Source organism: Halomonas sp. N3-2A (assembly GCF_002216165.1).
Lineage (GTDB): Bacteria > Pseudomonadota > Gammaproteobacteria > Pseudomonadales > Halomonadaceae > Vreelandella.
This window is the reverse complement of sequence record NZ_CP022286.1, coordinates 1,991,581-2,005,238: the sequence shown is the minus strand read 5'-3', so window position 1 is coordinate 2,005,238 and position 13,658 is coordinate 1,991,581. Positions and strand designations below refer to the sequence as shown.

Here is a 13,658-nt window from a genome sequence, read left to right as displayed (position 1 = left end):
TTTTTCTGGGTACGCAATAGCCGCTTTAGGCATTTATGAAAAGGCGTTTATGAAAGATAGATGCTATGCACTGTCTAGCAATGCTAATGAAGCACGCATAGTTAAGATCAAATTAAATGGACATCAGCGTTAAACCAGGGCGTGTTAGATTTATTAATAAACGTTAAAATCACTCTCAATGAAACGTCTCACCCACGTTGGTCGTTGAGATTGCTGCGACAGTCTGTCGAATTGACCCATTCAGACCGCTTGTTCATATTCGTACGCAAATTGCCCCCACAGTGGCTTGCTTAACAGCAGGTAGCGCCTTGGGGCTATATAATAAAGGAGACCCCATGACAGTTGCCGCACGGTATCAAACGCTTCGACAGGTTAAAAAATTGTGGGCTAGCAGTGTCGCTTTGGGAGCTTGGTTGTTTGCATCCAGTGCCGTTGCCAGTGAAAGTGAATTACCCAAAGGCCACTTTTTGCTCCCTGATGAAGGGAATATGGTGGGCGAGGTGTATACCGTTACGGCGAAAAAAGAGGATACCCTGCTCGACATCGCTCGCGAGCATAATGTGGGTTACGAAGAGATTCGCATGGCCAACCCGGATACCAGTATTTGGATACCAGGCGAAGGTACTGAGGTGACAATACCCGGCCAATATATTCTGCCAGACGAGCCGCGTACTGGCATTGTGATTAATGTTGCTGAGCTTAGGCTTTACTATTACCCAGAGGTAGAAGAGGGCAAGGCTCCGCGGGTCGAAACGTATCCTATTGGTATTGGTCGCGATGCGTTCAATACGCCGCTGGGCATTACTAAGACCACCATGCGTCTTGAGAATCCGGCATGGTATCCACCCGAATCTATTCGCCAAGAAGCTGCTGAACGCGGTGATCCTGCGCCCGCGGTTGTTCCTCCTGGTGAAGATAATCCATTAGGGCAATACGCTATTTTGCTGGATATCCCTGGCTACTTAATTCATGGCACTAATCAGCCTGACGGTGTTGGCATGCGCGCTAGCCGTGGCTGTATTCGGATGCACCCAGAAGATATTGAATCGGTATTTTGGCGTATTCCAGTCGGCACGCAGGTAAACATTATCGACAGCCCCGTTAAGGTGGGCTGGGGGAGTAACGAAAATGCCTATGTTCAAGCTTTTACGCCCACGGATGAACAGAGTTTTGGAATGGAAACGCTGTTAGAGGTGGTTAGCCTAATTGAGGCTCACGAGGGTGATGAGCACGGCATTGATTACGAGCAGGTGCGTAATGTGCTGGAAAAAGCCAATGGCCAGGTTGTGCCACTTAGCTAGGCCGTTCGCTATCAACATGGGGGGCGCTGAGCGAGGAAACGAGCTCCAGCGCCACCGCTTGCCGCACCAGCTCTGCCAAATTTGCAGCGTGCATGGCCTTCATGGCTCTTAACCGATAGACCTCGACGGTTTTACCGCTAATCTCCATGTGCTCGGCAATTTCACGACTGGTCATTCCTTCTGCTACATGAATCACAATGCGCTGCTCTTTCGGGCGTAGCGATTGGTAACGTGTTCGCAGCATTGCCAACTGCTGCTGAGCGCGCTGCTGTTGGTGAGCGCTGCCCAACGCCTGTTGCACGCTGTCAATCAGCTGCTGGTGGTTAAACGGCTTTTCAATAAAATCAAATGCGCCGTTCTTTAGTGCAGCCACTGCCATGGGGACATCGCCATGCCCTGTCATCATAATGACCGGCAGGGTAGCGCCTTGGTCAACCAGCTGCTGCTGCACTTGCAGTCCACTCATGCCTGGCATGCGAACATCAAGCAGCAGTGCGCCCAGTTTATCGTGCTGACTTGCTAAGAATTGTTCGCCGTCATGAAACGCTTGAGCGGTTAATCCGACGGACTCAAGCAGCCAAACCAGCGATTCACGCAATGCTTGATCATCATCAACAACCGCAATGGTGGCGGTAGACTGTCGTTCAACACTACTGGTCATTACTGGCCCCTGTTGATGCACTGATTGCGCAATCATACTGTTTCTGTGCGAAGTGTGATGTCAAAGCATGCGCCTTTCGCGTTTTGCTGGGGGCGCAGAGTCAGCGCCCCGCCCATGCTCTCGATTAGCGAACGGCTAATTGCCAAACCCATTCCCAATCCTTCATCGCGGGTGGTGAAAAAGGCATCAAAAATGGTGTCTTGATGGTCTGGCGCTACACCTGGACCCTGGTCTTCAACGCTAAGGGTCAGCTGTCGATTGCCGCTTTTTTGCGCGGCAACGATGACCTGATCGGCATCAGGGAAGTCACGGCTCGCGGTTAGCGCGTTGAGCAATAGGTTAACGATTACTTGCTCAAGGGCAATAGGGTCCGCATAAATACGTGGCAGCCCGTGGGGCAATTGCTGAATAAGCTGAACGGAGGCCTGCTTATACTGCCAGTCGCACAGTTGAAAGGCGGCGGCAATGACGTGTTCAAGTACTAGGGGTCTGACACAGTGGCTGCGTTTACGCACAAAGCTGCGCATATGGCGGAGTCGTTGGGCAAGACGCTGTACTTGCTCATCAATGCGGGCCAGTGGCAGCTGTAGTTCGCTGGCGGGTAAGTTAGGCGTATGCGTCGTTTTCAAAAGGGCGCCACTGGTGTAGTTGGCGATGGCACCAAGGGGCTGATTGAGTTCATGGGCAATATTAGACGCAAGCTCTCCGGCGGCGGCTAACCGATTGGCATGGGCAATTTGTTCTTGGTGCCGACGTGCCTGGGCTTCGGCCGCTTTACGCACGCTAATATCGCGATTAATTAAGGCAAAGTGCCCAGGTTCCGCCCCGCGGCTGCGGTGGGTAAGCACGACACTGAGCACAGGAACCGAGCCGTTTGTGCTGAGCATTTCCAGCTCGCCGCTCCAGGAGCCATAGCGTTCCACCGCCGGAAAGACGACCTGTTCCAGCAGCGCCAACGAGTCACTAGGGTAAAGCGCTGACAGAGCAACTTGCATGGCATCGCGCGGGAGTGAAAAACAGCGTCGAGCTGCTTCGTTGGCGCTGAAGATATGGTGGTTAGGCCCTAAAAAAAGTACGTAGTCAGTGGTAGATTCGACCACCTGCGCTAAACGCTCTCTTGTGGCTTCGGCATGGACTCGGCGGCTCACGTCCCGAGAGACGCATAAAATATCAATTAGCTCGCCTGTGGCAGCATCTCGGCGGGTTCGGCTGGTGGTTTCAAACCAGATGTAGTGACCTGCCTTAGCCCGAAACCGATACGTTTGCTGATAAAAACCGTCGTGATAGTAGACCCGAGGTGATTTGTTTAGCAGATCACTTAGATCAGCAGGATGAAACAGCTGATAGGCCGATACGCCAATCAGCTCTTCGGGTTCGTACCCTAGTAAGTCTCGCGCCGCTTGAGAGGCATATAAAAAAGTACCGTCGCGGGCATGGCGAGATATCAAGTCAGTGGTACTTTCTGCCAGCCACTGATAATGACGCTTCTCTTCTTCCAGCACTGCATTTTGCGCTTCTAGGGCTTTGATTCTGGCGCTTAATGTGGCTTCGTTACTGGTGTCCATAGTGTTTCAACGCGCCGGGTCGAGCACGCCATCCAGCGAGGCGTTACGCCTAAACCAGCCAGCGATGCTGGCACGCGGATGCTGGGTTGGCAGCACCTCGTGGGGAATGGTTTCGGATAAAAAGCAGGCGAACGTTCCTGCTTCAGGCACTACGCGGGCGACTTCCAGAGAAGGGGTGTCGGGGTGATAAATGACCATCTCTCCGCCGCCATCTAAGGGCCACTGAGGGTTTAAGTAACCGACGGTTGAAATAACCCGGTTAGCTCGCCCTCGAAAACTGTCTAAGTGGCGTTGATAAAACGCGCCTGGCGGGTAGTGGGCAAAGTGAGCTTCATACTCAAACAACCCCAGGAAAAGCGCTTGATTGAGAGATAGTTGGAGTTCTGCCATGGCGTCAAGATAGCGGCGCTGGGCTGCGCTTTCTCTATCCAACCAGTGAATGGCATCGCCGCGAATATCTTTGCGAAGGTGATGTTCTTTGCCGCGGCCAATGCCAGCCTCATCAAGCACATCGTGTTCGGCCATATGGTGCAGCTCTCGGTGCAGCGCTTGGCAAAGATCAAGGTCTATCACGTTGTTACCCACGTACCAGCCTTGCTCAACAAGCGCATCAACCAGTGCAATATGGGCGATAGGGTTGATCGCTGGGGGGCTATTGCTATTGGGTAACGAATTTGGCGCTGCAGAGGCAATCATTTCATGGTTCTCTTAGTCGGCATGCGAGCTGCTTTTGGTAGGCGACTGCTTCTCTCAGGATAGTGACGTAACGCCCCAGGTGGGCGCTGGTACAGGTCAATTGGCATGCCAAACCCTTCCGCCAGTAGTTCTACCAGCATCATGGCAGAAAGCCCCCAGATCACGTGGCCGTCGACATGGTAGCTAGGTACGTAGTGAGCAACGCCATCTACCGTTATTACATCGGTGTGGGTGCGCTTGTCGTCTAGAAAGTGGCTGAGTGGCACTTCAAAAATGGTGTCTAATTCTGAGGGATCTGCTACTAACGGTAAATCTGGCGGAATAATGCCGACCCATGGCGTGACTCGGATGCCATGTAGCGAAATAACGTCTGATAACCTTCCCAAGGGTTGTACAAGGGAAGGCGCTAGCGCAATCTCTTCTTGTGCCTCGCGAAGAGCCGTAGCATAGAGGTCGGCATCGCAGGCCTCGCGTTTGCCGCCGGGAAACGCGACTTGGCCACTGTGAGTGCTGAGATGGCTCGCTCGCCGTGTAAACAGCAGTGTGGGCGATGGACGCTCAACAATAGGCATTAGCACGGCAGCCTCGGGCATTACAACGTGGTCTAGCCGTTGGGGGGAGTGCTGTTGCAGTTGTTTGCGCAGTTTCTCTAACATAGGGCTTCCATTTACTTTGTTCTCTTTTACCCAGCAGCGGTTATTGACGTCAAGTACGTTAAAGCCTTGCCCCATCAGCCGTAGAGAAAACGCGATGAATTTTTGTAGTCAGTGTGGTGAAAAAGTCCGTTTTGCTGTTCCTGAAGGCGATGACCGTTCGCGCTATTTATGCGATGCCTGTGGCACTATTCATTACCAGAACCCGCGTATTGTGGCGGGGACGCTGCCGGTGATTGACGATAAAATATTGCTGTGTAAACGGGCGATTTCTCCGCGTAAAGGGTATTGGACACTCCCCGCGGGCTATATGGAAAACGCCGAAACCACTCAGCAGGCCGCCGCACGCGAGACCTGGGAGGAGGCCGTTGCAGAGGTAAAGCTGGAGGGGTTATACACGCTTATTGATCTGCCTCATATCAATCAAGTGTATATGATTTTTCGTGCAGAGCTTCTCGGTGGCTTTAGCGCAGGCCCTGAAAGCTTGGAAGTTGCGCTGTTCGAAGAGCATGAAATTCCTTGGGACGAGCTTGCTTTTCCAACGATTGAGCGCACGTTACAGCACTTTTATGAAGACCGTAAAAATGCCCACTACCCGCTGCACATCAGCTCGATTACCCCTGAAGATAGGGAGCGATATTTTGGCAGTGCCTAAGCTTTATTGCTGTTTAGGCGTGGCTAGCAAGGTGATCTATTAAAGCCTTGTATTGCTGAATTACAGGTCAGCCAATTGCCAAACATCATAGGCCACCTCTTCATAGGGGTGGGCTAACTTCAATGCCGCAATCGCTGCCCGTATATACTCATCGCGGCAAACAAGTTCAACCTTCACTTCTTCGACAGTTTCCAGTGACCCTACGTGTCCAATATGAGGGTGCGCGCCCTCTAGTGGGCGGAACTGGCCGGTACCGCGGGTTTGAAAACAGCAGGCCTCATAATCACCAAGTCGGCCAGCTCCTGTTTCAAAGACCGCTTCTTTAACACTCTCGGCATCTTCAACGGGAACAAAAAAAGCAAGCTTGTACATAGTCATCTTTATCCTTATTAATAAACCATGGCGCAAGAGCCCTAGTGAAGGCGTTGTGCGACAATAGTTCAAATTATAGGGCAGTGAGTGTGTCAATGGATAAGTTTGAGGTGAAGCTTGATCAGGCGGCCAGAGCTGCTTGGATGTCTTATGTCGGCGGTATGACTCAGGATGAAATTGCCAACCAATTAGGGGTTTCTCGACCCGGTGTCCAGCGCCTGTTAGCGCTCGCAAGGCAAGAAGGGTTGGTGAAGGTCCATATTGACCATCCTATTTCTACCTGTATGACATTAGGCAGCGTGCTTCGCGATCATTTCGGCTTGGCATATTGCGATGTTGTGCCCGCCGATAGCCAGGCTCCTGAAAGTGCTGCGTATTATTTAGCTGTTGCAGGTGCTGAACGGATGGCTCGTTTGGTGGAGCGCAGCGATCCATTAACGCTGTCTTTGGGGACTGGGCGCTCGGTTCGGGCTGCGGTAGAGGCTCTTAGCCGTATTGAGCGGCCCCAACATCGCTTTGTTTCTCTGGTAGGGAATGTTGCCAGGGATGGTTCGGCTAACCGCTACGACGCGGTCATGCTGCTGGCGGATAAAACGGGTGGCGAGCGCTTTTTACTACCTGCACCCGTGGTAGCGGAGTCGTTAGTCGAGAAAGAGGCCATGCTGACACAGCGCCTGTTTAAGGCGATTGCCGATGTGGCGAGAGAGTCTGAAGCTGCCTTTATTGGAGTCGGCAGAATTGACCGGCAAGCCACGCTGTTTCAAGACCACTTCATCAGCGAAAGTGAGCTAGATGAGCTATTAAGCCTTAAAGCAGTAGGTGAGTTGCTGGGCTGGCCGCTTAACGACCAGGGAGAAGTGATTGATTGCTCAATAACACGGCGAGTGACCAGTTTGCCTCTAGAGCGGTTCGGTAAGCATCTTATGGTGGCAATAGCGGGTGGGCACGATAAAGCGCCCGCCATACGGGCAGCATTGCGAGGAGGCTGGTTAAAAGGATTGATAACGGATGAAATTGCGGCGAGACAAATCGTTAACACTATTGCTCAATGATTTATAGCGCAGTGCAACATGCAAATAGCTGAATGAATTAGCATAAAGTCTAAAAGGGTAGGCTTTGCTTTTTTTTGGCTTTCGTACGATCATTTGATCGACAGTTGATCAATTTGATCAGTTTGGCTGCGGTGACAATAGCGACATTGCCAGTAACCACAGTCCTTAATAACCACAGCCCTAATAACGACAATTCCAGTAATCGCTGTGCCGATAAAAACAATGCCAATATTTGCCAAGAGGAAAGCTGTATGCGTCTTGCCCGTCATTTACCCATCACGACCCTAGCGGCCGCTATTGCGGTAGCTGGCCAAGCCCACGCTCAAACAGAAATCACCGTTGCCACGGTAAACAATAACGACATGGTCATCATGCAGAGCCTGACCGATGCCTTTGAGCAAGCGCACCCGGATATCACTCTGGACTGGGTCGTGCTTGAGGAGAATGTGCTGCGTCAGCGTATGACCACGGATATTGCCACCGGTGGCGGGCAGTTCGATGTGATGACTATCGGTACTTATGAAGTGCCCATCTGGGCAGAACGTGGCTGGCTTGAGCCGCTGGAAAACTTGCCCGATGACTACAATGAAGATGATTTGCTGGCATCGGTACGCGATGGCCTAAGCCTAGATGGCACGCTGCACGCCCTGCCGTTTTATGCGGAAAGCTCCATGATGTACTACCGCACCGATCTGTTTGAGCAGGCTGGCATCGAGATGCCAGCGCAGCCCACCTGGGAGCAGGTGCGCGACTGGGCCGAGCAGTTACACGGTAGCGAAGAGAACCTGGCAGGTATTTGCTTGCGCGGTAAGCCGGGCTGGGGCGAAAACATGGCCTTTGTCTCGACGCTGGTGAACACCTTTGGCGGCCGCTGGTTTGATGAGCAGTGGAACCCGGAGCTTAACTCCGAGGCCTGGAACAATGCGATTGCGTTCTATGTTGACCTGCTAAGCAACTACGGTCCGCCCGGAGCCAGCTCCAACGGCTTCAACGAAAACCTGGCGCTCTTTTCTCGTGGGAACTGCGCCATGTGGGTTGATGCCACCTCGGCAGCAGGCAAGCTCTACGATGAAAACGAGTCGGACGTAGCAAGTACGCTAGGCTTTGCGCCAGCACCCATCGCCGAAACCCCTAAAGGCTCTCACTGGCTGTGGTCCTGGGCGCTGGCGATTCCCGCTTCCTCTGAGCACAAAGAAGCAGCACAGCAATTCATTACCTGGGCGACTTCACAGGAGTACATCGAGCTTGTTGGTGAAACGAACGGCTGGACCAGCGTACCGCCGGGGACTCGTGAATCCACCTACGCCAACGAGCAGTACGTTGATGCCGCGCCATTTGCCGATTTTGTACTTAACGCCATACAAGAAGCTGATCCTACCGACTCCAGCCTAGAGCCAACCCCCTATGTCGGCGTTCAGTTTGTAGGTATTCCAGAGTTCCAGTCGATTGGTACGCAAGTGGGCCAAACGATTGCCGCTGCCTTGACCGGTGACACCTCAGTAGCTCAGGCGCTTGATAGCGCTCAGCGAGCCACCGAGCGCACCATGCAGCGGGCAGGCTACATCGAACGTTAATGCACTCTTGCGTCTGCCCAGTTATGGGCAGACGTATTTCAGTGGTTCTAGCAGGTCTGTTTTCTTGCAGGTATTTCCATGAATAGAACACGTGCTTCCGGCCGAACGGTCGGCGGGCTAAGAACGCTTTCGCTTCAAGCGCCCGCGGTATCGCTGCTGCTGCTCTGGATGATCGTGCCTCTGGGCATGACGATCTGGTTCTCTTTTCAGCGCTATAACTTACTCATGCCCGGGATGACCGGCTTCGCCGGGCTGGAAAACTATGAATACTTGCTGACTGACCCTGCCTTGTGGTCGGCGATGGGCACCACCCTGTTGCTGGTAGGGTCGGTACTGGTGATCACAGTGGTGGGCGGCACGCTGCTCGCGGTGCTGTTCCAGCAGGAGTTTGCTGGGCGTGGCATTGCGCGCGTGCTGGCGATTTCTCCCTTCTTTGTCATGCCAACGGTGAGCGCGCTGGTATGGAAAAACATGATGATGCACCCCTCTAACGGGGTGTTGGCGTGGCTGGCGCAGTCGCTGGGGCTGCCTGCACTGGACTGGTTCTCATCGCTACCGCTGACCTCCATCATCATTATTGTGTCGTGGCAGTGGCTGCCGTTTGCACTATTGATCCTGCTCACCGCCATGCAGTCGCTGGATGAAGACCAAGTGGAAGCAGCGCGTATGGATGGTGCCGGGCCACTGGCGATTTTCTTCTTCATTACGCTGCCGCACCTAAAGCGTGCCATTAGCGTGGTGATCATGATTGAGATGATCTTCTTGCTGACGATTTTTGCCGAAATTTTTGTCACCACCTCCGGCGGGCCGGGACTCGCGACCACTAACTTAGCCTATTTGATCTATATCCAAGCGCTGCTGGATTTCGATGTGGGCTTGGCCTCAGCGGGTGGGGTGATCGCCATCATTCTCGCCAATATCGTCGCGATTTTCCTTGTCCGTATGGTCGCTAAGAACTTAGAAGACTAACCCCGGTGACAGGGCGTCTTGGGAGCATTTCAATGACACTTCATCGTAATAGCGTCGCGCCAGCTAACGCTCGCTCGTTGCCCATCAGGCAACTGGTCTTAACCCTAGTGGGCTGGTCGATTGCTCTGATTATCTTTTTTCCCATCCTGTGGATGGTGCTGACCGGGTTTAAAACCGAAACGGCAGCAATTGCAGATCCAAGCTTTATCTTTTCCCCCACCCTTGAGAGCTATCAAGCCGTTCAGGCACGCTCGGGCTATGCGCGTTTTGCGCTAAATAGCGTCGTCGTGGCATTTGGCTCGACCTTTTTAGCACTGCTGATTGCCATTCCATCGGCGTATGCCATGGCCTTTTTGCCCACTAAGCGAACCAAGGGCACGTTGCTCTGGATGCTGTCTACCAAAATGCTGCCACCTGTCGGTGTCTTGGTACCTATCTATTTGATTTTCCGCGATGTGGGGCTGTTGGATACCCGTACCGGGCTAATCATTATTTACACTCTGATGAACCTGCCCATTGTGGTGTGGATGCTCTACACCTTCTTCAAAGATATGCCCAAAGACATTCTGGAAGCCGGCAGGATGGACGGCGCGTCCACTCTGCAGGAGGTGTTTTTCCTGCTGCTGCCGCTAACGTTGCCGGGCATCGCCTCTACCGGGCTGCTCTCAGTGATTTTGAGCTGGAACGAAGCGTTCTGGAGTCTCAACTTAACCTCGTCGAAAGCGGCACCGCTGACCGCGTATATTGCCTCGTTCTCAAGCCCCGAAGGGCTATTCTGGGCCAAGCTTTCAGCGGCTTCCACCATGGCAATCGCCCCCATCCTGATCCTCGGCTGGATGACCCAAAAACAAATGGTGCGCGGCCTGACCTTTGGCGCCGTCAAGTAAAGGAGTTCCCCATGGCAACCTTACAACTGAAGAACATTATCAAACAGTTTGGCGACACTAAGGTCATCAAAGGCATTGATCTCGAGGTGAACGACCGTGAGTTCGTGGTGTTTGTTGGCCCTTCGGGCTGTGGCAAATCCACGCTGATGCGCATGATCGCGGGCTTGGAGAGTGCAAGCGACGGCGACATTCTGATCGATGGTAAGCGAATAAACGATGTGGGCCCCGCCGATCGCGGCTTGGCCATGGTGTTCCAGAGTTATGCGCTATACCCGCACATGACGGTTGAGGGCAACATGGGTTTCAGCATGCGCTTGGCTGGAGTACCCAAAGAGGAGCGTCGCGCCAAAGTGCTGGAGGCGGCCAAAATTCTGCAGCTGGAGCCGCTGTTAGACCGCAAGCCCAAAGCGCTTTCAGGCGGCCAGCGCCAGCGAGTGGCGATTGGCCGGGCGATTGTGCGTAACCCCAGCATCTTCCTGTTTGACGAGCCGCTCTCCAATTTGGATGCGGCGTTGCGGGTGCAGATGCGCATTGAGCTGGCACGGCTGCATGAAGAACTAGATGCCACGATGATTTACGTCACCCACGATCAGATAGAAGCCATGACCATGGCCGATAAAATCGTTGTGCTACACGATGGCGTGGTGGAGCAGGTGGGCTCGCCAATGGCGCTCTACCACCACCCGCGCAATCGCTTTGTGGCGGGCTTTATTGGCTCACCGAAAATGAATTTTCTACCGGTGACGTTGACCGGCGTAACGCCTGAAGGCGTCGCGATTCGTCTGCCCGGCGGCGGTGAGCGCAGTGTGCCGGTCGACGGTGGGCACTTGGACGCTAATGCCACCCTTGAGCTGGGTGTTCGCCCAGAACACTTGGTCCTTGATGAACAGGGGCCGCTGAGTGGGCAGATCAAAGTGCTTGAGCGCCTCGGCGGTCAAACCTCGCTCTACGTTCAAATGGACGATGAGTTGATCACTATTATGGCTGATGGCGATGTGGCCTACCGGGTCAACGATAGCGTGCGTTTTGGTTTTGCCCCCGAGCGCGCCCATCTGTTTGACGCAGACGGGCTAGCCCTACCTAGCTTGCAGCAGCACCCGTTAGCAAGCCTGACCCGCCAAGATAATCGTGCGGCTACGGAATCTGCCTCTCCGGGGGAGCAGGTATGAAAGCGCTGATTTTTGATTGTGATGGCGTTCTGGTGGATAGCGAAGCACTCGCTGAAGAGACTCTGGAAACCCACCTTGGACAGTGGCTACCGGATCTGGATATACCGACGTTACTTAGCCAAGCCCTGGGTATGACAACGGCCAACATCCTCCAGCACCTGGAACAGCTAAGCCGCCACCTGTTGCCGCCTAATGCCGCTGAACTGGTCGATAGCGCCATTGAAGCGCGCTTGGCGAGGGAATTAACCGCCATTGCGGGGGCGCATGCAGCCATCAGCGGGATCGACTTACCCAAGGCCGTGGTCTCGAACAGCCGCCGTTGCCGCGTGCTGGCATCGCTCGCCACTACCCAACTGAACGGCGCGCTAGGAGATGTGCCGATTTTCACCGCCGAGCAGGTCGAAAACCCCAAGCCGGACCCCGCTATTTATCACTTAGCGGCCAGTTCTCTTGGCTGCTCACCCAGCCGCTGTCTGGTGGTAGAAGATAGCGTGGCAGGGGTAACCGCTGCTTATGCTGCGGGCATGCGAGTGATTGGTTTTGTGGGGGCAAGTCATGTTGATGAACAGCAGTCCTCACGGTTACTGGCGGCGGGCGCTTGGCGAATTTTGCCCCATATGCGCGGACTTCACGCTTTAGTAGACGAGTGGCAATCCCATTTGCAAGGACAAGATAACAATGAAACTGCTCAATAAACGCGCCGTCATCACAGGCGGTGCCCGTGGTATCGGTTTAGCCATTGCTCAGCGCTACCTCGCCGAAGGGGCGAAGGTCATTGTGGCCGACATCGATGCCAATGCCATTGACGATGCGCTCGCTACGCTGCAACAAGACGGTGGTGCCGAGCGCGTGATGGGTGTCGTGCTGAACGTGTGCGATCAAGCCTCTATCAACGCCATGGTGGAGCGCGTTACCGAGCGATTTGGCGGGATCGATATTTTAGTCAATAACGCCGCGGTGTTTGATATGGCACCGGTGCTCGAGGTGACAGAGGCCAGCTTTGACAAGCAGTTTGCGGTGAATGCCAAGGGGCTGTTTTTTACCCTGCAGATCGTGGCTCGCGCCATGGTGGCACAAGGCCAAGGGGGCAAAATTATTAATATGTCGTCTCAGGCAGGCCGACGCGGCGAGCCACTCGTCAGCGTTTACTGTGCGAGTAAAGCCGCTGTGATTAGCCTGACCCAGTCCTGCGGGCTGGATTTGATCAAGCACCGTATTAACGTGAACGGCATTGCACCGGGGGTAGTGGATACGCCGATGTGGGAAGAAGTCGATGCACTGTTTGCACGCTATGAGAACCGCCCGCTGGGCGAGAAAAAGCGTTTGGTTGGCGAGTCTGTGCCCTTTGGGCGTATGGGATTGCCGGAAGACCACACGGGGGCCGCCGTGTTTCTTGCTAGTCAGGATAGTGACTACATCGTTGCTCAGACGCTCAACGTCGATGGTGGCAACTGGATGAGTTGATACGCCTATGACCCCTGATCTTGTTTCGTTAAGCCACCAACTGTTGGATGCCGCCGAAGGCAAAGCGCGCTTTATGGTTGCCCTGGCGGGGCCACCCGGGGCAGGCAAGTCTTATCGCAGCGCGCTGTTATGCGATGCGATAAATCAGCAGCGGCCAGGGCAGGCAGCCGTGGTGCCGATGGATGGCTACCACTTCGATAACGCTGTGCTAGGTGATGAGCAACTGCCGGTGAAAGGCGCGCCGCACACCTTCGATGTCGATGGCTTACATCATGATTTAGCGCGCATTCGTCGCGCAGATCAACCGGTAGCGGTGCCGGTGTTTGACCGTCCGCTGGATCTTGCTCGAGCCGGGGGGCGGTTGATTACTCCAGCGCAGCGCATTGTGATTGTGGAAGGTAATTACCTACTGCTGGATCAAGAACCCTGGCGGGCGCTGCACAAGCTGTTCGACTGGACGCTGTTTATCGATGTGGACGATGCCGTACTGGTTGAGCGGTTGGTGAATCGCTGGCTGTGCATGGGCCAAGACCATACCGGCGCTCTCGAGCGCGCGCATCAAAAAGACATGCTTAACGCTGAACTTGTTAAAAGCGGCAGCGTGCCACCTGACCAGCGCTGGCGCTAGGGCGCGGCGTGG

The 13,658-nt window shown here is 54.2% G+C and carries 15 protein-coding genes; 10 read left to right on the top strand and 5 right to left on the bottom strand.

Translation table 11 applies throughout. The features are described from left to right. Positions 1-335 precede the first annotated feature (335 nt). A complete protein-coding gene (locus tag CEK60_RS09475; RefSeq protein WP_089038799.1) occupies positions 336-1,301 on the top strand; it encodes a L,D-transpeptidase family protein in 966 nt (321 codons plus the stop codon). Here the strand turns inward: CEK60_RS09475 and CEK60_RS09470 are convergent. From CEK60_RS09470 to CEK60_RS09455, 4 genes are read right to left on the bottom strand one after another with little or no spacing between them, the layout of a single operon-like run. After that, a complete protein-coding gene (locus tag CEK60_RS09470) occupies positions 1,294-1,998 on the bottom strand; it encodes a response regulator transcription factor (protein WP_232471495.1) in 705 nt (234 codons plus the stop codon). The genes CEK60_RS09475 and CEK60_RS09470 overlap by 8 nt on opposite strands. Then, positions 1,995-3,527, bottom strand: a complete 1,533-nt coding sequence (locus CEK60_RS09465; protein ID WP_089038798.1) for a PAS domain-containing sensor histidine kinase — start codon at positions 3,525-3,527, stop codon at positions 1,995-1,997. Before CEK60_RS09465 ends, CEK60_RS09470 begins: the two co-directional genes overlap by 4 nt. Before the next feature lie 6 nt (positions 3,528-3,533). Beyond that, positions 3,534-4,223, bottom strand: coding sequence for a 2OG-Fe(II) oxygenase (locus tag CEK60_RS09460; RefSeq protein ID WP_089038797.1), 690 nt, complete (start codon positions 4,221-4,223; stop codon positions 3,534-3,536). Beyond that, positions 4,220-4,879: a CoA pyrophosphatase gene (locus CEK60_RS09455; protein WP_198361489.1), complete on the bottom strand. Its 660-nt coding sequence runs from the start codon at positions 4,877-4,879 to the stop codon at positions 4,220-4,222. The genes CEK60_RS09460 and CEK60_RS09455 overlap by 4 nt, the downstream gene beginning before the upstream one ends. 94 nt (positions 4,880-4,973) lie before the next feature. Here CEK60_RS09455 and CEK60_RS09450 point away from each other — a divergent pair, with 94 nt between their 5' ends. Then, on the top strand, positions 4,974-5,531 hold the full coding sequence (locus tag CEK60_RS09450; protein ID WP_089038795.1) for an NUDIX hydrolase: 558 nt from the start codon (positions 4,974-4,976) through the stop codon (positions 5,529-5,531). 60 nt (positions 5,532-5,591) lie between these two features. On the opposite strand, the gene CEK60_RS09445 is transcribed toward CEK60_RS09450, so the two are convergent. Then, positions 5,592-5,903, bottom strand: a complete 312-nt coding sequence (locus tag CEK60_RS09445; RefSeq protein ID WP_089038794.1) for an NGG1p interacting factor NIF3 — start codon at positions 5,901-5,903, stop codon at positions 5,592-5,594. Between the two features lie 95 nt (positions 5,904-5,998). On the opposite strand from CEK60_RS09445, the gene CEK60_RS09440 reads away from it, so the two are divergent. The 8 genes from CEK60_RS09440 to CEK60_RS09405 all read left to right on the top strand — a co-directional run bounded on the left by CEK60_RS09440 (position 5,999) and on the right by CEK60_RS09405 (position 13,646). Continuing rightward, entirely contained in the window at positions 5,999-6,955 is a 957-nt protein-coding gene (locus CEK60_RS09440; RefSeq protein ID WP_089038793.1) for a sugar-binding transcriptional regulator, read from the top strand. 251 nt (positions 6,956-7,206) lie between these two features. Next, positions 7,207-8,529 carry an ABC transporter substrate-binding protein gene (locus CEK60_RS09435; protein WP_089038792.1) on the top strand — a complete coding sequence of 441 codons (1,323 nt, stop codon included), beginning with the start codon at positions 7,207-7,209 and terminating at the stop codon, positions 8,527-8,529. A gap of 78 nt (positions 8,530-8,607) precedes the next feature. Beyond that, positions 8,608-9,498, top strand: a complete 891-nt coding sequence (locus CEK60_RS09430; RefSeq protein ID WP_089038791.1) for a carbohydrate ABC transporter permease — start codon at positions 8,608-8,610, stop codon at positions 9,496-9,498. Positions 9,499-9,530: 32 nt separating this feature from the next. After that, entirely contained in the window at positions 9,531-10,385 is an 855-nt protein-coding gene (locus CEK60_RS09425; RefSeq protein ID WP_089038790.1) for a carbohydrate ABC transporter permease, read from the top strand. Positions 10,386-10,396: 11 nt separating this feature from the next. Then, a complete protein-coding gene (locus CEK60_RS09420; RefSeq protein ID WP_089038789.1) occupies positions 10,397-11,554 on the top strand; it encodes an ABC transporter ATP-binding protein in 1,158 nt (385 codons plus the stop codon). Next, entirely contained in the window at positions 11,551-12,249 is a 699-nt protein-coding gene (locus CEK60_RS09415) for an HAD family hydrolase (protein ID WP_089038788.1), read from the top strand. Before CEK60_RS09420 ends, CEK60_RS09415 begins: the two co-directional genes overlap by 4 nt. Next, on the top strand, positions 12,233-13,018 hold the full coding sequence (locus CEK60_RS09410) for an L-iditol 2-dehydrogenase (RefSeq protein WP_089038787.1): 786 nt from the start codon (positions 12,233-12,235) through the stop codon (positions 13,016-13,018). Before CEK60_RS09415 ends, CEK60_RS09410 begins: the two co-directional genes overlap by 17 nt. 7 nt (positions 13,019-13,025) lie before the next feature. Continuing rightward, positions 13,026-13,646, top strand: coding sequence for a nucleoside/nucleotide kinase family protein (locus CEK60_RS09405; RefSeq protein WP_089038786.1), 621 nt, complete (start codon positions 13,026-13,028; stop codon positions 13,644-13,646). Positions 13,647-13,658 lie beyond the last annotated feature (12 nt).